Raw genomic sequence first — 24,078 nt, forward strand, 5'->3', positions numbered from 1 at the left:
GGGATCGCCCGAAGGAATTCTGGATCTGGCGGGCAGGGTGGGATTCGAACCCACGGTGGACTTTCACCCACGGCGGTTTTCAAGACCGCTGCCTTAAACCACTCGGCCACCTGCCCGGAGCAGGGGGCTATATCAGCGGTCGCGCGCCGGCTCTAGTCGTTTCCCGGTCTCATTGGTCGCACCTGTGATTAACCGGACCTCAAGCCTCCTGAACCACTCTAGCGAGTGAAAACGGACATTTCAGGAGCAGGTTCGGGCATGGGAGGCGAAGCGCGCGGCGAATTGCGCTTTCTGCGCACGATGGCCATGGTCCTGCTGGGCTGCGTGGCCCTGGCCGCCTGCGCCACGCCGCTGCCCACCCGGCTGCCGCCCAGCGCGGCCTCCAGCGCCAAGCCCTATAACGGTCCGCCGCCGCCCGGCTCGACCCAGGGGCTGCGCGGCACCGAGAAGCCCTATCAGATCAAGGGCGTCTGGTATTATCCCAAGGCCGATCCGGACTACGACGAGAAGGGGATCGGCTCTTGGTACGGCGAGCAGTTCCACAACCGCCGCACCGCCAACGGCGAGATCTTCGACATGGACCTGCCGTCGGCGGCCCATAAGACCCTGCCGTTGCCCAGCATCGTCGAGGTCACCAATCTGGATAACGGCCGCAAGATGCAGGTGCGGGTCAACGACCGCGGGCCTTTCGTCGACGGCCGGATCATCGACCTGTCCAAGGCCGCCGCCGAGCAGCTGGGCTATGGCCGGGCCGGCATCGCCCGCGTCCGGGTCCGCTATATCGGTCCCGCCGGCAAGGCCAAGCCGTTCGAGCAGCGTCGCCAGTACGCCTCGGCCGCGCCGTCCTTCCCAAGCCAAGAGCCGCCGCCGCCCGCACGCACCTATGCGGGCGGGTTGCCGCCGGCCCAGGCCGCTTACGGCCCGCCGCCGCCGCCCAAGGCCGCCGATCCGGACTTCGTGGCCTCCACCCCGTCGTCGACGCCCGTGCCCGCCTACCAGCCGCCGCCCGCGACGACCGCCAGCGCCTACCGCGTCCAGGCCGGCTCGTTCGCCAGCCGCGACAACGCCGAGCGCGCCGCCGCCCGCCTGGGCGGCGCCTCGGTCGAGCCGGTCCAGCGCGGGCAGGGGGTGCTCTACCGCGTGGTGGTCGAGGCCGGTCCCGACGAGGCCGAAGCCTTCGGCATGCGCGATCGCGTCGCCGGTCTGGGCTTTTCCGACGCGACGGTGCTGCGTCCCTAAACTCCGCGACGAACGGGTCTGGACAAGACGGGCGTTACGGCCGATTTGAAGCCCGTGACGCGTGGAACCTTCATCAGTTTCGAGGGCGGCGAGGGGGCTGGAAAGTCCACCCAGATCCGCCGCTTGGCCGAACGCCTGAAGGCGGACGGCTTCGACGTCGTGCTGACCCGCGAGCCGGGCGGCAGCCCCGGCGGCGAGCAGATCCGCGACCTGATCCTGAACGGCGACGTCGACCGCTGGTCGCCGGTCACCGAGACCCTGCTGATGTACGCCGCGCGCCGCGACCACATCGAACGCGTGATCCGGCCGGCCCTGGAACGCGGCGCCGTGGTGCTGTGCGACCGCTTCGCCGACAGCACCCGCGCCTATCAGGGCGCCGGCGGCGAGGCGCCCATCGGCCTGATCAAGGCGCTGGAAGAGCACGTCCTGGGCGGCACGACGCCCGACCTGACCCTGGTGTTCGACATCCCGGCCGAGGTCGGGCTGGAGCGCGCCCTGGCCCGGGGCGGCGAAGCCCGCTTCGAATCCAAGGGCCTGGAATTCCACAAGCGTCTGGGCGAAGCCTTCCTGGAGATCGCCCGCCGCGAGCCGGAGCGCTGCGTGGTCATCGAGGCCGACGACGCGGTCGAAGCGGTCTGGGCCGACGTCTGGAACGCCGTTTCCATACGACTGGGCCTCTAGGTCATGGACGCGCCGCCCCATCCCCGCGACGTCTTCGCCATCGAGGGCGTGGAGTCCGCCGAACTGGCGTTCCTGGACGCCCTGGATCGCGGCCGACTCCACCATGCCTGGCTGCTGACCGGCCCCGAGGGCGTGGGCAAGGCGACATTGGCCTATCGCATGGCCCGACGACTGCTGGGCGCGCGGCCTGATCCCGCGTTCGGAACCCTGGGCTCGTCGCCCAGCGACGTCGTCAGTCGCCAGGTGGCCGCCCGCTCGCATCCCGACCTGATGGTGCTGGAGCGCGAGACGGACGACGGCAAGGCCCGCAAGTCGATCCCGGTGGACGAGGCCCGGCTGCTGCCGGCCTTCTTCGCCAACTCGCCGGCGATTTCGCCCTATCGGGTGGCGATCATCGACGCGGCCGACGACCTGAACGTCAACGCCGCCAACGCCGTGCTGAAGACTCTTGAAGAGCCGCCGCCCCGGGGCGTGATCCTGCTGATCAGCCATTCGCCTGGCCGACTGCTACCGACCATCCGCTCGCGCTGCCGGCGCCTGGTGGTGCCCGCGCCGCACCCGAACTTGGCCGCGTCCATGGTCCAGGACCGCGCGGGGGTCTCGCCGCACGAGGCCGACCGGCTGGCGCGCATGGCCAAGGGCGCGCCGGGCCGGGCCTTGCAGCTGGCCGCCGCCGGGGCCATCGCCGCCGACGACGCGGCCAGCGAGATCCTGCGCAAGCTGCCCGAGCTTGATGAGGGCGCGCTGCTGGCCATGGCCGACACCTTCAAGGGCGCCGAGGGCGCGGCGCGGTTCGAGCTCTTGTTCGACCGCCTGGGCGACCAGATCCACGCCATGGCCACGGGCATGGCCGGCGAGCGCGTTCCGGCGGGCCTGGACCGCTGGGTGGCGGCCTGGGAGAAGATCACCCGCATGCCCGGCGAGGCCGAAGCGGTGAACCTGGACCGCGCCGACGTCTTCTGGACCGCGATCATGGACTTGCGCGCCGCCGCCCGGGCGGCCATGTGACCGCATGCTCATCGACAGCCACGTAAACCTGCACGCCCATCAGTTCGCCGAGGACCAGGACGCCGTCATCGACCGCGCCCGCGCCGCCGGGATCGAACTGATGGTCACCATCTGCGACAAGATTCCGTCGTTCGAATCCGTCCACGCCATCGCCATGGCTCACGACGACATCTGGTGCACGGTCGGCGCCCACCCGCACGAAGCCAAGGACCACGTCGACCTGACCACCGCGCGCCTGGTCGAGCTGGCCGCGCGCCCCAAGGTGGTCGGCATCGGCGAGACAGGCCTGGACTTCCACTACGACCTCAGCCCGCGCGAGGTGCAGGCCGACGTGTTCCGCGCCCACGTGACGGCGGCGCGCGAGACGGGCCTGCCGCTGGTGGTACACACCCGCGAGGCCGACGAGGTCATGGGCGCGATCTTGGAAGAGGAACACGCCAAGGGGCCGTTCAAGATCCTGATGCACTGCTACACCAGCGGCGCGGAGCTGGCGAAGCGGGCGGCGGCGCTGGGGGCGTGGTTCTCGGTCTCGGGCATCGCCACCTTCAAGCAGGCCCAGGACGTACGCGACATCATCGCCGACATGCCGGCCGACAAGATCATCCTGGAAACCGACTGCCCTTACCTGGCCCCCGTGCCGATGCGCGGCCGCCGCAACGAGCCGGCCTATCTGCCCCACGTGCTGGACAAGCTGGCCGAAATCCGGGGCTGGACCCGGGCCGACGCCGAACAGCGCACCGAGGACGCCTTCTTCGCCCTGTTCGACCGGATCCCGCGCACATGACCGGCACGCTGGAGTTCACGATCCTGGGCTCCGGCTCGTCCGGCGGCGTGCCGCGCGCCGACGGCAACTGGGGCGACTGCGACCCCGCCGAACCGAAGAACACCCGCACCCGCTGCTCGATCCTGGCCCGACGCCTGGGCGGGCAGGGGGCCGAGCACGACACCACCGTGGTGGTCGACACCGCGCCCGACTTCCGGCTGCAGGCGGTGGCGGCGGGGATCAAGCGGGTGGACGCCTGCCTGTTCACCCACGACCACGCCGACCAGGCCCACGGTATCGACGACCTGCGCCCGTTCTTCCTCAACAGCCGCCGACGGGTGCCGACCTATATGGACGCGGCCACCACCGCCAACCTGACCCAGCGGTTCGACTACATCTTCCAGACCCGGGGCGGCTATCCGGCCATCTGCGACGCCCAGGCCATTCCGCCCCACGGCCAGCCCTGGGAGATCCAGGGTCCTAGCGGCGCGATCCCCGTGACAACCTTCGACGTCGACCACGGCGAGATCCGCGCGGTCGGCTACCGGATCGGCGGGGTGGCCTATACGCCCGACGTGGTGCGCATTCCCGACGACAGCTGGGCGGCTTTGGAGGACCTGGACGTCTGGATCGTCGACGCCCTGCGCTGGACCCCGCATCCCACCCACGCCACGGTGGAAATGGCCCTGGAATGGATCGCCCGCGCCAAGCCACGCCGCGCCATCCTGACCAACCTGCACATCGACCTGGATTTCAACGCCTTGGCGGCGAAACTTCCGCCGGGCGTCGAGCCGGCCTACGACGGCCTGCGCTTCACGGTCTGACGCCCCTTTACGCTCCCCTTATGTCCCAGGGCTCCATCCGCATGGAGCCCTTACGCGCCTCCGTGGTCCTGTTCCAGCCAAGTTAGCTGGAGGCCGTAGATGGCTGATCTGTTCTTTCTGGCGCTGGGCGGCGGGCTGTTTCTGGCCTTCGCCGCTTTCGCCGCTGCATTGAGGCGCGTGTGACCATGCTGGTGAGCGTGCTGTGGGGAGCCGGGGCGTTCGTCGTCGCGGCATACATGGTCGTGGCGCTGCTGCGACCCGACAAGTTCTGACGGAACTGATCTCATGAATTGGCAAGGCTGGGCGGAAATCGCCCTGACCCTGGGCCTGGCGGTCGCGATCGGCTGGCCGCTGGGCTCGTACATGTCTCGGGTCTGGAACGGGGAGCGCACCTGGCTCGATCCCGTTCTTCGGCCGTTCGAGGCCTTCTTCTACACCGCCTGCGGCGTCGATCCGAAGAAGAGCCAGACCTGGCTCGGCTATGCCGGCGCGCTGCTGGCGTTCAACTTCATCGGCTTCCTGCTGGTCTATGCGGTGCTGCGCCTGCAAGGCGTGCTGCCGCTAAACCCGCAAGGCTTCCCGGGCCTGTCCGGGCACTTGGCGTTCAACACCGCCATCAGCTTCGTGACCAACACCAACTGGCAGAGCTACGCCGGCGAGACGACCATGTCGGCGCTGAGCCAGATGCTGGTCCTGACCACCCAGAACTTCGTCTCGGCCGCCACCGGCGCGACCATCGCCGCGGCCCTGGCCCGGGCGTTCGTCGCCAATCGCGGCGAGGGCGTCGGCAACTTCTGGGCCGACCTGATCCGCACCACCCTCTACGTGCTGCTGCCGCTGTCGTTCGTGGTGGCCGTGGTGCTGGTCGCGCTCGGTATGCCCCAGACCCTGTCGGCGGGCGTCACCGCCCACACCCTGGAAGGCGCCGACCAGAAGATCTCGCTCTACGCCGTGGCCTCGCAGGAGGCCATCAAGATGCTGGGCATCAACGGCGGCGGCGTCTTCAACGCCAACTCCGCGCACCCGTTCGAGAACCCCACGCCGCTGACCAACCTGATCACGGCGATCTCGATCAACGTGCTGGGTTGGGCCGCGTTCTTCGCTTTCGGCCGTAGCGTGTTGGCCAAGAAGGACATTCGCGCCCTCGTGATGGCCGGCATGATCCTGCTCTCGGCCGGCGCGGCGACGGTCTATCTGACCGAAACCCAAGCCGCTCCGGCCCTGGTCGCCGCCCATGTCGACGCCGCGGTCAACATGGAAGGCAAGGAGACCCGCTTCGGCGCGCCGGCCACGGCCGCCTGGGTGGCCATGACCACCGGCGCCTCGAACGGCTCGGTCAACGGCATGCACTCCAGCCTGATGCCGCTGGGCGGCGGCATGGCGATGTTCCTGATGCACCTGGGCGAGATTCTGCCCGGCGGCATCGGCTCGGGCATCGCGATCATGATCGTCATGGCCATCCTGTCGGTGTTCGTCGCCGGCCTGATGGTGGGCCGCACGCCGGAATACCTCGGCAAGAAGATCGAGGCTCGCGAGGTGCAGCTGTCGATCCTGGCGGTGCTGGCCATTCCCGTGGCCACCCTAGGCTTCTCGGCCATCGCCGCGGTGCTGCCCGAGGCGCTGAAGGGCCTGATGCACAGCGGCCCGCACGGCTTTTCGGAGATCCTCTACGCCTACACCTCGGCCACGGCCAACAACGGTTCGGCCTTCGCAGGCCTCACCGCCAACGCCCCCTGGTGGGACGCGACCCTGGGCGTGGCCATGGCCATGGGCCGGTTCCTGCCCATCGTCGCGGTTCTGGCCATGGCCGGCTCGCTGGCGGCCAAGCCGAAACTGGCTCCCTCGGCCGGGACCCTGCCCACCGACGGCGGCCTGTTCATCGGCCTGCTGATCGGCGTGATCCTGATCCTGGGCGGCCTGCAGTTCTTCCCCGCATTGGCGCTGGGTCCGATCGTCGAGCACTTCCAGGTGCTGGCGACCGTGGCCAGCCTCCACTGATCGCAAAGGCGATTTGAAGATGACTTCCATCGATGTCCAAGCCGGGGAGGCCCGGCGCAAGCCGGCCACCCTGGCCGGGGGGCTGACCGCCCCCATCCTGGCCCGCGCGGCCAAGGACGCCTTCGTCAAGCTGGATCCGCGCAAGCTGACCGGCAATCCGGTGATCTTCGCCACCTGGATCGTGGCCCTGCTGTCGACGGTCTCGGCCGTCGCGGCGGTGGCTGAGCACCAGGCTGCGGGCTTCGCCGTCCAGATCGCGGCCTGGCTCTGGGCCACCGTGCTGTTCGCCAACCTGGCCGAGAGCGTCGCCGAGGGCCGGGGCAAGGCCGCGGCCGACAGCCTGCGCGCCACCCGCGTGACCACCAACGCCAAGCTGATCATCGACGAGAAGACCGGCACGGTCATCCCGACCGCCGCTCACAAGCTGGTCCCGGGCGAGGTGATCCTGGTCGAGGCCGGCGACGTGATCCCGACCGACGGCGAGATCATCGAGGGCATGGCCAGCGTCAACGAGGCGGCCATCACCGGCGAGAGCGCCCCCGTCATCCGCGAAAGCGGCGGCGACCGCTCGGCCGTCACCGGCGGCACCACCGTGGTCTCCGACTGGATCAAGGTGCGCGTCACCGCCTCGCCGGGCTCGACGTTCCTGGACCGCATGATCGCCATGGTCGAGGGCGCCGACCGTCGCAAGACGCCCAACGAGATCGCCCTGGCCGTGCTGCTGGCGGGCCTGACCCTGATCTTCCTGATCGCGGTCGTCACCCTGCTGGGCCTGGGCAAGTTCTCGGGCGTGGCCCTGGATCCGCTGGTGCTGGGCGCGCTGTTCATCACGCTCATTCCCACGACGATTGGTGGGCTCCTTTCGGCGGTGGGCATCGCCGGCATGGACCGGCTGATGAAGCACAACGTCCTGGCCACCTCGGGCCGGGCGGTGGAAGCCGCCGGCGACGTCGACACCCTGCTGCTGGACAAGACGGGCACCATCACCTTCGGCAACCGCATGGCCACCGAAGTGATCCCCGCGCCCGGCGTGCGTCCGGAGGCCGCCCTGCGCGCCGCCGTCAGCGCCTCGCTGGCCGACGAGACGCCGGAAGGCCGCTCGATCATCGAACTGGGCCGCAACCAGGGCCTGACGGTCGACAAGCCGGAGGGCGAGACCGCCATCGCCTTCAGCGCCTCGACCCGTCAGTCGGGCCTCGACGCCGGCGGCATGTCCTGGCGCAAGGGCGCGGTGGACGCCGTCTACCGCTCGCTGGCGCTGGATCCCAAGCTGATCCCGGCCGAACTGACCGCAGCCGTCGACCGCATCGCCCGCTCGGGCGGCACGCCCCTGGCGGTCAGCGAGAACGGCGCCCTGGTCGGCGTCATCCACCTGAAGGACGTGGTCAAGCCGGGCGTCAAGGAACGCTTCGCGGACCTGCGCCGCATGGGCCTGCGCACGGTGATGATCACCGGCGACAACCCGGTGACCGCCGCGGCCATCGCCTCGGAGGCCGGCGTCGACGACTTCCTCGCGGAAGCCACGCCCGAGGACAAGATGCGCCTGATCAAGGAGGAGCAGGCCAAGGGTCGCTTGGTCGCCATGTGCGGCGACGGCGCCAACGACGCCCCCGCGCTTGCCCAGGCCGACGTCGGCGTGGCCATGCAGACCGGCGCCCAGGCCGCCCGCGAGGCCGGCAACATGGTCGATCTGGACAGCGACCCGACCAAGGTCATCGAGATCGTCGAGGTGGGCAAGCAGATGCTGATCACCCGCGGCGCGCTGACGACCTTCTCGATCGCCAACGACGTGGCCAAGTACTTCGCCATCATCCCGGCCATGTTCGTGGTGGCCCTGCCGGCCCTGGGGGTGCTGAACATCATGCGCCTGCACAGCCCGCAGAGCGCAATCCTGTCGGCGGTGATCTTCAACGCCTTGGTGATCGTGGCCCTGATCCCGCTGGCGCTGAAGGGCGTGAAGTACCGGGCGATCGGCGCGGGCAAGCTGCTGTCGCAAAACCTGCTGGTCTACGGCCTGGGCGGCCTGGTCGCCCCGTTCGTCGGCATCAAGCTGATCGATCTGATCATCTCGGCCCTGGGGCTGGCCTGATGTCCGGCCCGATCTTTCGCGACCTGCTGTTCGGCGTCGGGGCGGTCGGCCTGATTTTCCTGGTCGCCCTGACCACCCAGTCTCTCTGAGCCTCGTCCTTCGAAGCTCGCCAAGTTTCCTTTTGAAAGAACCTCTTCCATGAGCAAGTTCGCTTTCCCCGTCCTGATCGCCGCCGGCGCCCTGGCCCTGTCGGCCGGCGCGGCCAGCGCCCAGACGGGTGTCCAGTTGAGCTACAATGTCGGCGTCGCCTCCGACTACGCCTTCCGGGGCGTCAGCCAGACCGACGAGAACCCACAGTTGTTCGGCGGCGTCGGCCTGTCGGCCGGCAAATTCTACGCCGGGACCTGGGCCTCCAACGTCGACTTCAACGACTCCACGGACGCCGAGATCGACCTCTATGCCGGCTTCAAGCCGACCCTGGGCATCGCGACCCTGGACCTGGGCGTAATCTACTACGGCTATGTCAACGAGCCGGACGGCGCCGACTACGCCAACACCGAGTTCAAGGTCGCGGCCTCGGTTCCGGCCGGCAAGGGCTCGCTGGGCGGGGCGGTGTTCTACAGCCCCGACAGCTTCGGCGCCGCCGACGAGGCGACCTACTACGAGGTCAACGGCAGCTATCCCGTGGCCGCCAAATGGAGCATTTCGGGCGCTCTGGGTCGCCAGACCTACAAGGGCTCGGGCGACTACGCGACCTGGAATCTGGGTGCGGCCTATGCGATCACCGACAAGCTTGCCCTGGACCTGCGCTATGTCGACACCGACCAGCATGACTTCGGCAAGCTGTACGACAGCCGCGCCGTCGCCACGCTGAAGGCCACGTTCTAGAGGAGGCTGAAACCATGCTCTCGCATCTTCGTCCGGCCATCGTCTCGATGGGGCTGTTCACGGTCCTGCTGGGCCTGGCCTATCCGCTGGCCGTCACCGGCGTCGCCCAGGCGGCGTTCCCGGGCCAGGCCAACGGCAGCCTGGTCAAGGACGCCAAGGGCGCGGTCGTCGGTTCGGCCCTGATCGGCCAGAACTTCGCCCAGCCCGGCTATCTGCATCCGCGCCCCTCGGCGGCGGGATCCAACGGCTACGACGCCTCGGCCTCCAGCGGCTCCAACATGGGTCCGCTGAACGAAGCCCTGGCCGAACGGGTCAAGACCCAGGCCGACGCCCTGCGCGCCGAGAACCCCGGCGCGGTCATCCCCGCCGACGCCGTGACTGCGTCGGGCTCGGGCCTGGACCCGGACATCTCCCCGGCCTATGCCAACTTCCAGGTTCCGCGCATCGCACAGACCCGGGGCGTGGCGGCCGCCGAGGTTCAGGCGGTGATCGATGCTCACGTCCAGGGTCGGCTGTTCGGCTTCGTGGGCCAGCCGCGGGTCAATGTCCTGGCGGTCAACCGGGCGCTCGACGCTCGCTTCACCAAGGGCGGATAGTGCCGGCCGACGATCCGAAACGTCCCGATCCCGAGGCGCTCCTGGCCGCCGCCGTCAAGGCGGGCCGGGGGCGCCTCAAGGTGTTTCTGGGCATGGCGCCGGGCGTGGGCAAGACCTACGAGATGCTGCGCGCCGCCCGACGCCGCAAGGCCGACGGCCAGGACGTGCTGATCGGCCTGGTCGAGACCCACGGCCGCCGCGAAACCGAGAGCCTGCTGCGCGGCATGGAGGTCCTGCCGCGCAAGCCCATCGACCATCGCGGCCACGTGATGATGGAGTTCGACCTCGACACGGCCCTGGCCCGCAAGCCGGCCCTGCTGCTGGTCGACGAATACGCCCATTCCAACGCCCCCGGCTCGCGCCATCCCAAGCGCTGGCAGGACGTGGAAGAACTGCTGGCCGCCGGCATCGATGTCTGGACCACCCTGAACGTCCAGCACCTGGAGAGCCTGGTCGACGTCGTCCAGCGCATCACGGGCGTCCGCCAACGCGAGACCGTGCCCGACAGCGCCCTGTCGCGGGCCGACGCCATCGAGGTGATCGACATCACCCCCGAGGAGCTGCGCGAGCGGCTGGTCGAGGGCAAAGTGTATGTGCCCGAGACCGCGCGCCTGGCCTCGGAAAACTTCTTCAAGGTCGAGAACCTGACAGCCCTGCGCGAACTGGCCCTGCGCCGCGCGGCCCAGACCGTGGACGACCAGCTGGTCGCCACCATGCGCGAGAAGGGCGTGGAAGGCCCCTGGGCGGCCGGCGAGCGCATCCTGGTGCTGGTCGGCGGCGACGCCATGGCCGGAGGCCTGGTGCGGGCCGGGCGGCGGCTGTCGGACATGATGATGGACGCGCCCTGGACGGTCACCCACGTCGACCGTCTGGACCAGCCGGCCAAGGGCCCCGCGGCCACCGCCCGCCTGCGCGACGCCCTGAAGCTGGCCGAGCAGTTGGGCGGCTCGACCGTGGTGCTGGGCGGGTCCGACATCGTGGCCACGGTGATGGCCTATGCTCGCCGCAACAACGTCACCCAGATCGTCATCGGCAAGTCGGCCGACAGCCGCTGGCGCGAGCTGCTGGGCAAGTCCCTGGCCGCCGCCCTGCTGCGCGAGGCCCGGGGCGAGGCGATCCACGTGGTCACGGAGGCTGTTCACGAGACGATCGTCGAGCCGCCCGTGCGCCGGCCGGCGGCAGGCTGGACGTCCTACCTGCTGGCCGCCGGATGCGTGGCCGCCGCCACCCTGGTGGCGTGGGGGCTGGACGTCGCCTTCGACCGGGTGGACCTGGGGATGATCTTCCTGGCGGCCGTGCTGGCCGCCGGGGTGCTGCGCGGGCTGCGGCCGGCCCTGGCGGCGGCGACCGTGGCCTTCTTCGTCTACAACTACCTGTTCCTGGAGCCACGCCAGACCTTCGCCATCGGCTCGCCGACCGACTTTCTCACCCTGGTGGTGTTCTGGGCCGTGGCCCTGGCGGCCGGCGGCCTGGCGGGGCGGGTGCGGGACCAGGGTCGCGACGCCCAACGGCGGGCCTCGGCCGTGTCGCTGCTGCTGGCCGCCAGCCGCACCTTCTCTGCGGCCGCCGGGCGGGAAGCCGCCGCCAAGGCCCTGGCCGAGCAGACCGCCGCGGCGGCCGGCGCCAAGGCCGTGGTGCTGCTGCCGGTCCAGGGCGAGCTGACCCCCGTCGCAGGGGCGCCCAGCCTGGACGAGCTGGACGCCGCGCCCATGGCCGCCGCCCGCTGGGCCTGGGAGAAGGGCGAGGCGGCCGGTTTCGGCACCGGCACCCTGCCTCAGACCCGCTGGACCTTCTGGCCACTGGAGGGCGTGCGCTCGCGGGCCGGGGTGGCCGGCGTCGAGGCCGGGGCGATGGCTCCCGGCTCCGAGGACGAGCGGCTGCTGCTGGCCTTGCTGGAGCAGGGGGCGGTGGCCCTGGAACGCGCCGAGCTGGCCACCGAGGCGGTCGAGACCGAGACCCTGCGCCGCGCCGACCGTTTCCGCTCGGCCCTGCTGAACTCGATCAGCCACGACTTGCGCACCCCGCTGTCGACGGTGCTGGGCGCCTCCAGCACCCTGATCGACTACGGCAAGGGCATGACGGCGGCGGTGCGCGACGACCTGCTGGTCAGCATCCGCGAGGAGGCCGAGCGGCTGAACCGCTATGTCGGCAACCTCCTGGACATGACCCGGCTGGAGGGTGGGGCGCTGCGCCTGCGCACCGACTGGACCGACGTGCGCGACGTGCTGGGCGCGGCGGCCGACCGGGTCTCGCGCCGTCTGGGCGACCGCACTCTGGCGCGCGACTTTCCGGCCGAGCTCAGCCTGGTGCGGGTGGATTCCAGCCTGCTGGAGCAGGCCGTGGTCAACATCCTGGAAAACGCCATCGCCTACAGCCCCGGCGGCACGCGCATCGAGATGGCCGCCTACGAGGACCGCGCCAACCTGGTGATCAGCATCGAGGACGAGGGCAGGGGCATTCCCACCGCCGAACTGGAAAAGGTGTTCGAGAAGTTCCGCCGCATGGAAGAGCCGACCGACCGCAGCCAGGGCGCGGGCCTGGGCCTGTCCATCGCCAAGGGCTTCATCGACTCCATGGGCGGCCGCATCGCCGCCGCCAGCCCGATCCACGACGGCAAGGGCACCCGGATCCTGATCAGCCTGCCCAAGGCGGTCGCGACTCCGCATCATCTGCTATGACTGAGCCATGTCAGCCGTCCGCCAACGCATCCTGATCATCGACGACGAGCCCCAGATCCACCGATTCCTGGCGCCGGCCATGGACGCCGCCGGCTACGAGCCCCTGCGCGCCGACAGCGGCCAGGAGGGCCTGCGCGGGATCGCCCTGTGGTCGCCCGACGCCGTGGTGCTGGACCTGGGCCTGCCCGACATGGACGGCAAGGACGTGCTGGAGAAGGCCCGCGCCTTCTACGAGGGCCCCATCGTCATCCTGTCGGCCCGCGACCGCGAGGCCGAGAAGATCCAGGCCCTGGACCTGGGCGCCAACGACTATGTGGAAAAACCCTTCGGAGTCGGGGAGTTGCTGGCGCGTCTTCGCGTGGCTTTGCGCCAGCGCGGCGCCGCCCACGGTCCCATGGAACCGATCCGCGCCGGGGCGGTCGAGATCGACCTGGAAAAGCATCTGGTGACCCGTGATGGCGCCGTGGTGAAGGTCTCGCCCCGCGAATACGACGTTCTGGCCCGCCTGGCTCAGGCGCGAGGCAAGGTGCTGAGCCACAAGGACCTGCTGACCGCCGTCTGGGGTCCCGCCCACGCCCACGACACCCAGTATCTGCGGGTGTTCGTCGGCCAGCTGCGCCAGAAGCTGGAAGTCGATCCCTCGACCCCCAAGATGATCCTGACCGAGCCCGGGATCGGCTATCGATTCATCGGCGACTGACCTGGCACATGAAATGAAGCGGCGATACTACTGCTATTTCAAACTCATACGCGATCAATCCGATAACCCATGATCATGGTTGGTCAGAGCCTTCGCGCCGTCGGCCGTGATCACCCAGCCGCCGCCGTTGCGCTCTGCCAGGCCGAGGTCGGTCAGGGCCCTGGCGTCGGCGATGTTGATCCAGTCCACCGCCTGACCCGCCTTCTTGCGAGCCAGGTTTCTCAGCGCCACGAGCTGGTTGGGCGAAAGCGCCATCCTATTGCCCGCCCGACAGCGGATCGGGGGAAACCATCGCTCGCCGGCCGCTCACGCGTTCCAGTTCCTGCTGCATCCGCAGGACCTGGCCGCCCAGGCTGACGACGTCGTCCTGCAGTTGGGCGTTGCGGCGCTTGAGATAGTCGTTCTCGCGGCGCAGGGCCTGGGCGTCCTCGTCGGTCATTGGCCGGCCTCGCGGACATCGGGCGTGGCCCGGATGACCGCCCGCAACAGGGCTCTACGCCGCGCCGGCAGGTCCGCAGCCCGCAGCTCCAGCCGGGCGCCCGGCACGACCCGACCCTTGTGGCGATTGCCGAGGAAGAAGGATTCGGCCCGGATTTCCCGGGCGGTGATCTGGTGGATGCCGATGGTTTCCAGCAGGGCGGTCCAGCGCGTCGCCTGACGCGCGTCCGGACGGTCGGACATGGGGTCCTTTCAGGCCGGCGATCCCGCATGGCGCGGGGCGATCACAGGCGCTGTCGATCATAGCGCGGTCGCGCGCCAATAGCTCCGATGCTTTTGAATTAGCTCAGGGCGTCGGCTGGGCCACCAGGCGCGCCGGACTGGCGGGATAGCGCTGGGCGAGCGCATCGGCCTTTCCCGCCAAAGCCTTGTCGCCATAGGCGTCGGCCGCCGCAGCGAACAGCGGCAGGGCTTCGGACGAGGCCTCGTCGGGCCGCAGCTCCGGGTAAGGGAAGTCGGCCTCGCGGCCGACATAGGGCGCCAGGAAGTCGAAGGCGGTGCGCAGGCTTCGGCCGTCGGCGCTCTGGTAGCGCCACAGATCCAGCCCCACGCAGCGCCCGAACTGCGCCGTGCCGACGAGGGCTTCCAGGGCGAAATAGCTATAGTGCAGGGCGCGGGTGCGGGTCAGCTCCAGGGGCAGCGAGCCGTTCGGGGCCACCTGGGTCGCGATCCGCCGCGCACCGGCCTCGGACACCACCTTACGGGCGACGTCGTCCTGGCGAGCGAACAGCGCGAAGCCGGCCAGCTGATAGTCGAACCAGATCCCGTGATTGTTGGCGGCGGCCTGTTCCTCGCGGCCATTCGGGTCGGTGCGCATCCAGGTCGTGTAGTCGGCGAACCAACGCTCCAGACTGTTCTGGTCGGCGTCGGACAGCGCCTTGGACGGCGCCAGCAGGCCGACGCCCTCGATCACCCGCAGCAGGCGATAGGTGTCCAGCACGCCCTCGGCCCGGCCGGTGGTGCGGCCCGGCACGCCCTGGGCGTATTTGGTGTTGGGGTTCATGCGCGTGGCCGGATCCAGGAACCAGACCCGCAGCACCTGGGCGGCCTTGGTCGCGTAGCGGGCGTCGTCGGTGAGGTAGTAGGCCAGGGACAGCGCCTCGACCCCGGCGCTCATGGCGTCCAGGTCGGAGACGTCGAAGGCGTTGGTCGAGCGCTCGGGATTGAACTCGCCGTCGCGGCGCACGTAGGGCTCGCCGTTAGGCTTGGTCGGATCAGGCCACCAGTAGGGGCCCATCGAGATGTAGTCGTGCTTGTCGCCGCTGGGCGGGACGCGGGCCTTGTCGACGACCGTGTAGGTCGGGCCGGCCAGGGCCGCGTCGGCGCGCTTGATCACGGCGGCGTAGGCGGGGGCGATGGCCGGGTCGGTCCGGTGGGCCTTGGCGTAAGTTAGGGCCTCAGGGCTCCAGCGGAAAACGCGGCGCCCACCGAAGGCCGAGGCGGTCCCGTCGCCGCCCTTGCAGACGCCGGTGGGCGCGGTCGGCACCGTAGGCTCGGCGAAGGCAGGCGTCGCCAGGACCGTCGACAGGAGAGCGGCCAGGCCGATCAGAGCCTTCTGGGTTCGCATGATCGGCCTCCCGAATCCCCGACGCTTCCCGACGGGCGTCGCTCCAGGCGCACCATAGCGACCACCGCTCACGGCGCAAGATTGGCCTGACCAATTCTAGATTGGTCAGTTAGGTCGCTGCGCCACGCCAGTCGGCGCCCGTAGCCGCGAACAGCCGCACCGCATCGGCCAGGCGCTGGCCTTGGGCGCGGACCCGCGAGGCCTGGACCTCGTGGACGCGGCGCTGGGCGTCGAGCACCTCCAGCAGCGTGCCGCCGCCCTTGTCGTAGGCGACGCGCGCCAGGCGTAGGCTCTCGCCGGCCTGGGCTTCGGTACGGCCGTAGGCGGCGATGGTGGCGTCGTCGGCCGACAGGGCCGACAGGGCGTCAGCCACCTGGGCGAAGGCTGTCAGCACCGTCTGCTGATAGCGCGCCGACGAGGCCATGGCCGCCTCGCGCGCCTGCTGGCGGCGGGCCTTCAGCGCGCCGCCGTTGAAGATCGGCGCGGTCAGGCCGGCGCCGACGTTCCAGGCGGTGGCGTCATAGGAGAAGATGTCCTGCGGCTTCAGCGAGCCCTGAGTCAGGGAGGCGGTCAGCTTGAGGTCGGGATAGAGATCGGCCGTGGCCACCCCAACATCGGCGGTGGCGGCGTGCAGCTCGGCCTCTGCGGCCAGGATGTCGGGCCGCTTGCGGACCAGAGCCGAGGGCAGAGCGACCGGCACGGGTGCGGCCAGGTTCAACGCGTCCAGGGTGAAGTCCGGCGCGGTCCAGTCGGCGGGCGCGTGACCGACCAGCAGGGCCAGGGCATGACGCGCGGCGGCCAGTTGGCCCTCCAGCGGCGGCAGCAGGGCGCGGTCCTGCTCCAACTGGCTCTGGGCCGAGACCCTCGCCGTGGCGGTCGAGCCGCCCAGGGCGTTGGCCTTGTGGACCAGATCGATATTGGCCTGGTCGGCGGCGATCATCTGGTTCACGGCCGCGATCTGGGCGTTGAGCGTGGCGATGGTCAGGGCCTGGAGGGCGACATTCGAGGTCAGGGTCAGATAGGCCGCGTCGTTGCGCCGGGCCTGGGCCTCCAGACGGGCGGCCGCGCCCTCGATCCGGCGCTTGTTCCCGCCGAACAGATCCAGGTCGTAGCCGACGCTTCCGCCCACCGAATAGAGGCTGAAGGTCGGGTTCTCGAGTTTGAGGTCACCGAAGCTGGTGAAGCCGAAGGCCTGGAGATTGGCGCGCTCGCGGTTGATCCCGGCCGTGGCGTCCACCTGCGGCCCCGCCGCACCGCGCGCCTGGGCCAGGGCCGACTGCGACTGTCGCAGGGTGGCGTCGGCCTCGGCCAGGGTCGGGCTGTCGGCCAGGGCCTGACGGATCGTGGCGTCAAGCGTCGGCGAGCCGAAGACGGTCCACCAGGGGCCGGCGGCCGGCGCGGCGTCGAGGCGCGCCTCGGCGGGCGCGGCATCGCCCTTGGCGGCGTAGGCCGTGGCCTTGGGCGCGTCGGGCGCGGTGAAGTTAGGCCCTACGGTGGTGCAGGCGCCGGCCAGGACGGCCGTGGCGGCGAGGGCGGCGAAGGACTTAGTGGTCGGCGACATGGACGGTCTCTCCCCCCGATTTCTTGGGGGTCTTCATGATCAGGATCAGGGGGGCGCAGAGGAAGGTGACGCCCAGCATCAGCCGGAAATCATCGACATAGGCCAGCATCTGGGCCTGGCGGAAAATCAGGCCGTCGAACCGGGCCATCGCCTCGGTGGTGGCCAGGGCCAGGGGCGCATAGGCGTGGTAGAGCGGATTGTCCGGCCGGGCATGCTCGACCATCATCGCGTGATGGGCCTCGGTCCCACTGACGAAGCGGGCCTGCATGATCGAGATGCCGGCGGCCGAGCCGAAATTGCGGATCAGGGTGAACAGGCCCGCGCCCTCGGCCCGGTGCTGCGGCTGGACGGTGGCGAAGGCGATGGTGCTGAGCGGCACGAAGATCAACCCCGTGCCGATGCCCGACAGGAAACCGCCGACGACGATCAGCTGGCTGTCCATCTGCAGAGTGAACCGGGTCATGAACCACAATCCCAAGGCGCTGGCGCCCAGGCCGATCGACAGCAGCACCTTGATGGGCATCCGGCCGATCAGGTGGCCCACGGTGAACATGGCGATGAACGAGCCGATGCCGCGCGACATGCTGACCACGCCGGTGTGCGAAACCGAATAGCCCAGCAAATTCTGCATCAGCGGCGGCAGCAGGGCCAGGACGCTGAAAATCAGGATGCCGATGAAGAAGCCGAAGACGCAGCTGGTGACGAAGTTGCGGTCGGCCATCAGCATCCGGTCGACGAACGGCTTGTCCGCCGTGGCCAACTGCACCGCGAAGATCCACAACGCGATGACGCCCACGATCAGATAGGCCCAGATCTCGGTCGAGGAGAACCAGTCCTGGCCAGGCCCCCGGTCGAGCATCAGCTGAAAGCCGCCGATGGCGAAGGCCAGGCTCATGAAACCCAGAACGTCGAACCGCTTGTGGGCGCCCTTCTTCTCGGAGAGGAAGATGAACACCCCGATGAAGGCCAGGACGCCGATCGGCAGGTTGATGAAGAACACCCAGCGCCAGTCGAGATTGTCGGTCAGCCAGCCGCCCAGAACCGGACCCAGCAGCGGCCCCAGCACCGCCCCGGCCGACCACATGGCCATGGCCGAGCCGTGCTTCTCGGGCGGGTTGATGTCGAGCAGCACCGCCTGGGACATCGGCACCAGGGCCGCGCCGAACAGGCCCTGGAGCAGTCGGAACAGCACGATCTCGAACAGGCTCTCGGCAATGCCGCACAGCATGGAGGCCACGACGAAGCCGGCGATGGACGCCAGCAGCACGATCTTGCGACCCATCCGGTCGGCCAGGAAGCCGGTCAGCGGGGTCATGATCGTGGCCGCCACGATATAGGAGGTCAGCACCCAGGTGATCTGCTCGGCCGAGGCCGAAACGCTGCCCTGGATGTGGGGCAGGGCGACATTGGCGATCGTCGTGTCCAGCGAGCTCATGACCGTCGCCAGCATGACGGCGATCGTGATCGGGATCCGATTGGCCGCGTCGCCCTTGCCGTTGCCGGCGCCGGTCATTTCGCCGCCGCGTCCTTGGCCGAGCGGATATCGACCTTAACCTTGGCGCTGAGGCCGGCGCTGAGCTGCGGCGCGCTCTCGTCCAGCGCCAGGCGCACGGGCAGGCGCTGGACCACCTTGACCCAGTTGCCGGTGGCGTTCTCGGGCGGCAGCAGGGCGAAGCTGGAGCCGGTGCCGGGGCTGAAGCTGACCACGTGAGCCTTCAGGGTGTGGTCGTAGGCGTCGATCTTGATCGTCGCCGGCTGGCCAACCCGCATGTGGGCCAGCTGGTCTTCCTTGAAGTTGGCCTCGACCCAGGGCTTGCCCGAGACCAGCCAGAACAGGGTCTGGGAGGCGGCGACGCGGTTGCCGACCTGCAGCTGCTCGACCTTGGTGACCACGCCGTCGGCGGGGGCGACGATGGTGGCGTAGCTCAGGTCCAGCCGGGCGCGGTCGAGGGCGGCCTTGGCCTGCATCACCTTGGGCTGACGGTCGGCGGCGACGTCAGGATGGCCGCCGATGTCGGCCAGGGCCGAGGCGATCTGCTGGCGCACCACGGCGACCTGGCGGCGGGCCTGCTCGGCGTCGTGAGCGGCCGCGTCGGCCTGGGCCTTGGTGGCGACCCCAGCGGCGGCCAGGTCCCGCTGGCGGGCGGCCTCGCGCTGGGTGTAGGCGACGGTCTCCTCGGCGGCCGCCAGGTCGGCATTGCGCTGGTCGTAGACGGCGCGCGAGCCTTGGGTCTCAAAGCGGGCGGCGGCCAGGGCGGCCTCGGCCTGGGCCACGGCCACCTCGAAATCGGCCGGGTCGAGACGGAACAGCACTTGGCCCTTCTTGACCGGCTGGTTCTCCGTGACGTCGATCTGGACCACCCGCCCGGCGACGCTGGGGCTGATCGCGGCCCGCGCGGCCTGGACATAGGCGTCGTCGGTGGACTGCGACTTGCCGCCAGTGAGGACGAAGAAGGCCACCACGCCCAGCAGGATCGCCGGAACGCCGATCATCAGGGGCAGGCGCAGCCGCTGTCCCAGGGTGCGCCGCGTATAGGGATCTCGGCCGTGCCGACGGGCCGCCGCTTCATCGAGTTCGGCGATCGTCTGTTCGCCTTGCGCGTCGCTCACACGCTGCTCCACGTCTCAAAGCGGCCGACGTTCGCGCGTCGGCCGCGGGTCTCGCACAGAAGGATGGGAAAGGGCCGGGGAGGGCCTTGCCTTGGCCGGAGATAGGACTCCCCCGCTCATGAGCAAAATGATATTTCGTCACGCATAAGATGAATGAAGCGCATTTCAAAAATCTCGACCTGAATCTCCTCCGCGTCTTCGACGCCTTGCTGGAGGAGGAGAGCGCGACGCGGGCGGGCTCCAAGCTGGGCCTGACCCAGTCGGCGGTCAGCCACGCCCTGGGTCGGCTGCGGCTGTCGCTGGGCGACGAGCTGTTCGTGCGCGGCCCCTCGGGCCTGCAGGCCACGCCGCGCGCCGTCGAGATGGGTCCGTCGATCCGGGCGGCCCTGAAACTGCTGGAAGCGGCCGTCACGATCCCCAGCTTCGATCCCGCCGTCACCGAGCGCGTGTTTCGCATCAGCGCCAGCGCCTACCTTTGCTCGGTGCTGATTCCGGGTGTGGTCCGCCGGATGCGGGCCGAGGCTCCCGGCGTGAAGCTGCGCATCCGGGGGCTGGAAGGATCGCTCTCCGAAGACCTCGACCATGGCCGCCTGGACATCGTCATCGGCGGATTCGAGCAGGTGACGCCGCGCTTCGCCTATACGCCGCTGTTCACCGAGACCGCCGTATGGGTGATCCGCGCCGATCACCCGGCCGCCCAGCGCGAGATCACCCCGCAGATCCTGGCCGACATGCCCTATCTGGTCGTCTCGGGCGGGCAGGAGGAGGCGCGACGCGGCTCGCGACGCGAACTGGGCTTGCGCCGCATCACCAGCTGGAGCGACGACTACGCCGTGCCCTCGTCGCGGGGGCTGGACGGGCCGATCACCGTGCCGGACGCGTCCTCGGCCCTGGTGATCGTCAGCCAGACCGACATGGCGGCCCTGATGCCGCGCCGCCTGGCCACCCTGGCGGCCGAGCGCGGGGCCGTGGTCATGATCGAGCCCAAGCGCCATCCCGAGCCCGCGCGGTTCGGGGCGGTGACCCGCGGCGGCGACAACCAGACCGGCCCGGTGGCCTGGCTGCTGAACATCGTCGCCGAGGTCTCGGCCCAGATCTGAGCCCCTTGCGGCGCGTGGCCCGTTTCCCACAGCCCGCCGACAATCTCGCCGCCAAACCGCCGCCTGGGTCGTTTTTCCGACATAGCCCCGGGATTAGCCCGATTTCCGCCGAGGCCCGCGCCCGGGATAAGTGCGGATTACGTCGGAACCCGCGCCGCCCGCCATGACGGGCGCCGAAACACGCCGCCACAGCCAATGAACAGGCGAGACGTGCGGGTCCGAATTCAGGGGGATCTATGGAATTGAAAGCCAAGTAAAATTTTACACGTCGTCTTGTTTTCGCCGTTTCAATGAAACCTCATGCGCATTGTTTGCATTGATTAACAATTGAAGCTGCTTAGGAATAACCCTTGTTGCTTTAGTCTGATCTGGCTTTTGGATTCGCCCGTCGGGAGTCAACCATGGCGCAGCTTGACGTTCGAAGCTATGGTCCCGCCGTCGTCGGCATCCGGCGGCGCCGTACATCCGTATCTGCTCGCACCCTCGTTTCGCAGCGACATGCCGATGACCAATCTTGAGATCAGAGTCGCCGCGCTCCAGTTCCTGAGTCTTCGGCTCTGCGCGGCGCTGTCGCTCGAGCAGCTGGAAGATATCCGCCAGTCCACCCTGGACGGCGTCAGGGCCTCGGACGCGGAGTCTCTGCAGATGCAGGCCGAGTTCCTGAAGCTGCTCGACGACGCGATCGACCGCGCCCGCCAGAAGCATGCGGCGACGGCGGCGATGACCAATTCGGCCCATCAGGCCTGACACTGGCGTCCCTCAGGGTTTTTCCCGTCTCGTCTAGGGTTTGACCTGATGGCGCTTCGCCCTTGGCGACGGCAATCTGAGCTTGCTCGCCAGCCAAGGCGTCACCCCCGATTTCCCTTGGCAGCCGTGGTCCGCTCATCCCCCAAGAGCCGGTCGCGGTCGCGGGTCGAGAGCCGGTCGACATGTCCCGACGCATGTGTACGACCGGCTCTCCCTGCGGGGAGCTCCAGCCTCACGAACGTTTTCGGAAAACGCCGGACGCCGGCGGTCAGGCTTCGATCAGCTTGTTGCGGATCGCGTAGCGCACGATGTCGGCCAGGGAATGGGCGCCCAGCTTGCGCATGATGTTGCCGCGATGGCTCTCGACGGTCTTGACGCTGATGTCCAGCATCGAGGCGATCACCTTGTTGCTGCGCGACTCCGCCAGCAGTTGGACGATCAGCAGCTCGCGGGTGGTGAGGGTTTCGGATCCCTCGATCACCTCGCCCAGGCCGTGACCGCCGGGCGAGAGATAGCCGCGCAGCACCGCGTCGGTGATGCCCGGGCAGAAATAGGGCTTGTGGTTCAGCAGCGAGGCCACGGCGGCGATGATGTTGTCGGTCGAGGCCGACTTGAGCACGAAGCCGCGCGCGCCGGCGCTGAGCACCTCGCGCACCAGCTGCTCGCTATCGTGCATGGTGAAGATCAGGAGCTCGGTGTGGGTCTTCAGCTTGCGCACGTCGCGGGCCACGATCACGCCGCTCAGATCCGGCATGCTGATGTCCAGGATCATCACGTCCGGCACCAGCTCCTTGGCCATGCGCAGGGCGTCGCGCCCATTGGAGGCTTCGCCGCAGATCGTCCACCCCGGTTGCGACTCCAAGGCCTCGCGCAATCCGGCCCGGACGATCGAGTGATCGTCGGCCAGCAGGATGGTCGGGGCGTTCGGCAAAGGCATTTGCGATTCTCGCTCCGGTGGCAATTCAGACTATAATTGTCCGATTTTATGCGAAATACTTCGTGAATTTTCGGCGGTAGGTTGAGGTTTATTTCAGCAGAGAAACCCGAGGACGCGCACAACCTCAAATCGTGCGCGCCCCTGGTTCGGATCAAGGCGCCGTTACGACCACATAGGTCACGCCCGACCCGGCATAGCGCGGCTGGTACCAGACCGAACCGCATTGGAAGTAGGTGAGGTCGCCCCGAAACACCGTCACGCAGTTCGACGGCAGGGCGGTGACGGTCGATCCCAGGGCCGCCGAGGTGATCGCGGCGGTCGTGCCGGCCACCACTCCGACCGCGGCGGCGGTCGCCAGGGGATAATCCCAGAACGGATCGTCGTCCCAACCCCATCCCCAAGGTCCCGGCCCCCAGGGGCCCGGTGGCGGGGGCGGCGGCGGCGGATGCGGTCCGGGACCCGGCCCAGGGCCAGGGCCAGGCGGATGAGGACCTGGACCGGGTCCAGGCCCAGGACCAGGATGAGGACCCGGTCCCGGATGCGGCTCCGGGCCAGGCCCGGGATGGGGGCCTGGTCCCGGGCCCGGTCCAGGACCCGGCCCGGGATGAGGCCCATGCGCCTCGCCACCGCCGTGGAAGCCGGGACCGCCCGGCGCGTGCACGTTCATCGCGGTGGGGCGAAAACCACCGCCGCGCAGGTGCGGCGGCGCGGCCCAGGCGGGCAGGGCGCCGCCGACGACGAGGCCCAGGGCGCCGGCCAGGCAGGCCAGGGCGGGGCGGATCGCGCGCGGGCTCATTGGTCGATCCTCGCCATGGCGATCGGCTTGGCGTCGGTCGCGGGCTTGAAGGTGAAGGCGTCGGGCGCGAAGCTGGCCGAGGTGTTCCAGGTGAGGTTCGCGGTGAAGGCCGGCTTGGCCGGATCGTCGATCGTGACGATGCGCATCTTGCGGGGCAGGGGCGTGTCGCCGCGCTGGATCCACACCTCCCAGGACAGGCCCGGCCCCGCGAAAGCGTAGTGGTCGGTGTCGAAGCCGCCGACCTTTTCCTGACCCAGGCGCTTGGCCGAGGTGACCATGTCGGTGGGCTGGGCGTCCGTGCCCCAGTAGAAGAGATCGGCCAGGGGCAGGATCACCCCGTACTGCTCGTAGATCACGTCGACGGTCTGATCGATGGTGGCCGGGGCCGAGACGGTGGCGAAATAGCCGACCTTGGGCGCGAACACGGTGAAGGACTTGCCGTCGTAGATGAAGCGCCGCGCCTTCTTGGCCGTCGTGATGTCGACCACGAACCCGTCGGGCCGCCGCACCTTATAGGCGCCGGTCACCGAGGTGACGGTCTTGGTTCCCTTGTCGTCGGTCACCTCTTCCAGGCTGGCCGAGGAGGTCACCTCGAAGCTCTGGAGCGATCGCAGATAGGCGCCCATGCGGTTGGCGGCCTGGAAGGCGACCGGATCGATCACGGGCGTCGCCGCCGGTTTGGCGGCCTGTTCATCGGCGAAGGCCGGCACGACATTTCCGCTCGCCAACAGTACGACGCCGGTCAGCGCCACGACTAAGCTGCGCATTTTGAACATTCCATGCTCTAACCCATGAGCACGGTTGCAGCGCTTTGGCGCATGCATCTACTAGGTGAAACCCTTAGTTATTCACCCTAGA

At 69.2% G+C, this 24,078-nt stretch carries 24 protein-coding genes and 1 tRNA gene; 14 read left to right on the forward strand and 11 right to left on the reverse strand.

Going from position 1 to position 24,078, the window contains the following annotated elements; all coding sequences use genetic code 11:
• Positions 1–26 precede the first annotated feature (26 nt).
• A tRNA-Ser gene (locus AC07OA_RS10020) sits at positions 27–116 on the reverse strand.
• Positions 117–258: 142 nt separating this feature from the next.
• Here AC07OA_RS10020 and AC07OA_RS10025 point away from each other — a divergent pair.
• The 12 genes from AC07OA_RS10025 to AC07OA_RS10080 all read left to right on the forward strand — a co-directional run bounded on the left by AC07OA_RS10025 (position 259) and on the right by AC07OA_RS10080 (position 13,404).
• A complete protein-coding gene (locus tag AC07OA_RS10025) occupies positions 259–1,239 on the forward strand; it encodes a septal ring lytic transglycosylase RlpA family protein (RefSeq protein ID WP_494663646.1) in 981 nt (326 codons plus the stop codon).
• 54 nt (positions 1,240–1,293) lie between these two features.
• Positions 1,294–1,920: a dTMP kinase gene (gene tmk, locus AC07OA_RS10030; protein ID WP_494663647.1), complete on the forward strand. Its 627-nt coding sequence runs from the start codon at positions 1,294–1,296 to the stop codon at positions 1,918–1,920.
• A gap of 3 nt (positions 1,921–1,923) precedes the next feature.
• The gene (locus tag AC07OA_RS10035; RefSeq protein WP_494663648.1) at positions 1,924–2,928 is read left to right on the forward strand and encodes a DNA polymerase III subunit delta'; all 1,005 of its coding nucleotides are present in this window, start codon (positions 1,924–1,926) and stop codon (positions 2,926–2,928) included.
• 4 nt (positions 2,929–2,932) lie between these two features.
• Positions 2,933–3,712, forward strand: a complete 780-nt coding sequence (locus AC07OA_RS10040; RefSeq protein WP_494663649.1) for a TatD family hydrolase — start codon at positions 2,933–2,935, stop codon at positions 3,710–3,712.
• On the forward strand, positions 3,709–4,515 hold the full coding sequence (locus tag AC07OA_RS10045; RefSeq protein WP_494663650.1) for an MBL fold metallo-hydrolase: 807 nt from the start codon (positions 3,709–3,711) through the stop codon (positions 4,513–4,515). Before AC07OA_RS10040 ends, AC07OA_RS10045 begins: the two co-directional genes overlap by 4 nt.
• A 179-nt stretch (positions 4,516–4,694) precedes the next feature.
• Complete coding sequence (locus AC07OA_RS10050; protein ID WP_494663651.1) at positions 4,695–4,787, forward strand: potassium-transporting ATPase subunit F; 93 nt, start codon at positions 4,695–4,697, stop codon at positions 4,785–4,787.
• Positions 4,788–4,800: 13 nt separating this feature from the next.
• The gene (gene kdpA, locus AC07OA_RS10055) at positions 4,801–6,513 is read left to right on the forward strand and encodes a potassium-transporting ATPase subunit KdpA (RefSeq protein WP_494663652.1); all 1,713 of its coding nucleotides are present in this window, start codon (positions 4,801–4,803) and stop codon (positions 6,511–6,513) included.
• Positions 6,514–6,532: 19 nt separating this feature from the next.
• Positions 6,533–8,602 carry a potassium-transporting ATPase subunit KdpB gene (gene kdpB / locus AC07OA_RS10060; RefSeq protein WP_494663653.1) on the forward strand — a complete coding sequence of 690 codons (2,070 nt, stop codon included), beginning with the start codon at positions 6,533–6,535 and terminating at the stop codon, positions 8,600–8,602.
• 138 nt (positions 8,603–8,740) lie between these two features.
• Positions 8,741–9,430, forward strand: coding sequence for a TorF family putative porin (locus AC07OA_RS10065; protein WP_494663654.1), 690 nt, complete (start codon positions 8,741–8,743; stop codon positions 9,428–9,430).
• Between the two features lie 14 nt (positions 9,431–9,444).
• Positions 9,445–10,026: a potassium-transporting ATPase subunit KdpC gene (gene kdpC / locus AC07OA_RS10070; RefSeq protein ID WP_494663655.1), complete on the forward strand. Its 582-nt coding sequence runs from the start codon at positions 9,445–9,447 to the stop codon at positions 10,024–10,026.
• The gene (locus AC07OA_RS10075) at positions 10,026–12,704 is read left to right on the forward strand and encodes a DUF4118 domain-containing protein (RefSeq protein ID WP_494663656.1); all 2,679 of its coding nucleotides are present in this window, start codon (positions 10,026–10,028) and stop codon (positions 12,702–12,704) included. The genes kdpC and AC07OA_RS10075 overlap by 1 nt, the downstream gene beginning before the upstream one ends.
• Before the next feature lie 7 nt (positions 12,705–12,711).
• Positions 12,712–13,404, forward strand: coding sequence for a response regulator (locus tag AC07OA_RS10080; protein ID WP_494663657.1), 693 nt, complete (start codon positions 12,712–12,714; stop codon positions 13,402–13,404).
• Between the two features lie 54 nt (positions 13,405–13,458).
• Here the strand turns inward: AC07OA_RS10080 and AC07OA_RS10085 are convergent, their stop codons facing one another.
• From AC07OA_RS10085 to AC07OA_RS10115, 7 genes are all read right to left on the reverse strand, one after another.
• Positions 13,459–13,659 carry a hypothetical protein gene (locus AC07OA_RS10085; RefSeq protein ID WP_494663658.1) on the reverse strand — a complete coding sequence of 67 codons (201 nt, stop codon included), beginning with the start codon at positions 13,657–13,659 and terminating at the stop codon, positions 13,459–13,461.
• Between the two features lies 1 nt (position 13,660).
• The gene (locus tag AC07OA_RS10090; RefSeq protein WP_494663659.1) at positions 13,661–13,843 is read right to left on the reverse strand and encodes a coiled-coil domain-containing protein; all 183 of its coding nucleotides are present in this window, start codon (positions 13,841–13,843) and stop codon (positions 13,661–13,663) included.
• A complete protein-coding gene (locus tag AC07OA_RS10095; RefSeq protein WP_494663660.1) occupies positions 13,840–14,085 on the reverse strand; it encodes a hypothetical protein in 246 nt (81 codons plus the stop codon). The genes AC07OA_RS10090 and AC07OA_RS10095 overlap by 4 nt, the downstream gene beginning before the upstream one ends.
• Positions 14,086–14,188: 103 nt before the next feature.
• Positions 14,189–15,469, reverse strand: coding sequence for an alginate lyase family protein (locus AC07OA_RS10100; RefSeq protein WP_494663661.1), 1,281 nt, complete (start codon positions 15,467–15,469; stop codon positions 14,189–14,191).
• A gap of 109 nt (positions 15,470–15,578) precedes the next feature.
• Positions 15,579–17,030, reverse strand: a complete 1,452-nt coding sequence (locus AC07OA_RS10105) for an efflux transporter outer membrane subunit (protein ID WP_494663662.1) — start codon at positions 17,028–17,030, stop codon at positions 15,579–15,581.
• Positions 17,014–18,543 (reverse strand): DHA2 family efflux MFS transporter permease subunit, encoded by a 1,530-nt coding sequence (locus AC07OA_RS10110; RefSeq protein WP_494663663.1) that lies wholly within the window; start codon positions 18,541–18,543, stop codon positions 17,014–17,016. Before AC07OA_RS10110 ends, AC07OA_RS10105 begins: the two co-directional genes overlap by 17 nt.
• Positions 18,540–19,640, reverse strand: coding sequence for an HlyD family secretion protein (locus AC07OA_RS10115; RefSeq protein ID WP_494663664.1), 1,101 nt, complete (start codon positions 19,638–19,640; stop codon positions 18,540–18,542). Before AC07OA_RS10115 ends, AC07OA_RS10110 begins: the two co-directional genes overlap by 4 nt.
• Positions 19,641–19,789: 149 nt before the next feature.
• Between AC07OA_RS10115 and AC07OA_RS10120 the strand changes: the two genes are divergently transcribed.
• Entirely contained in the window at positions 19,790–20,740 is a 951-nt protein-coding gene (locus AC07OA_RS10120) for a LysR family transcriptional regulator (RefSeq protein WP_494663665.1), read from the forward strand.
• A 504-nt stretch (positions 20,741–21,244) separates the two neighbouring features.
• Positions 21,245–21,487: a hypothetical protein gene (locus AC07OA_RS10125; protein WP_494663666.1), complete on the forward strand. Its 243-nt coding sequence runs from the start codon at positions 21,245–21,247 to the stop codon at positions 21,485–21,487.
• A 268-nt stretch (positions 21,488–21,755) separates the two neighbouring features.
• Here AC07OA_RS10125 and AC07OA_RS10130 read toward each other — a convergent pair whose 3' ends face one another.
• From AC07OA_RS10130 to AC07OA_RS10140, 3 genes are all read right to left on the reverse strand, one after another.
• Positions 21,756–22,424, reverse strand: a complete 669-nt coding sequence (locus AC07OA_RS10130; RefSeq protein WP_494663667.1) for a response regulator — start codon at positions 22,422–22,424, stop codon at positions 21,756–21,758.
• A gap of 151 nt (positions 22,425–22,575) precedes the next feature.
• Positions 22,576–22,755 (reverse strand): hypothetical protein, encoded by a 180-nt coding sequence (locus tag AC07OA_RS10135; RefSeq protein WP_494663668.1) that lies wholly within the window; start codon positions 22,753–22,755, stop codon positions 22,576–22,578.
• 461 nt (positions 22,756–23,216) lie between these two features.
• Positions 23,217–23,987, reverse strand: a complete 771-nt coding sequence (locus tag AC07OA_RS10140) for a DUF2092 domain-containing protein (RefSeq protein ID WP_494663669.1) — start codon at positions 23,985–23,987, stop codon at positions 23,217–23,219.
• Positions 23,988–24,078: the final 91 nt, after the last annotated feature.

It is taken from the genome of Caulobacter sp. GW821-FHT09B08 (assembly GCF_059418225.1).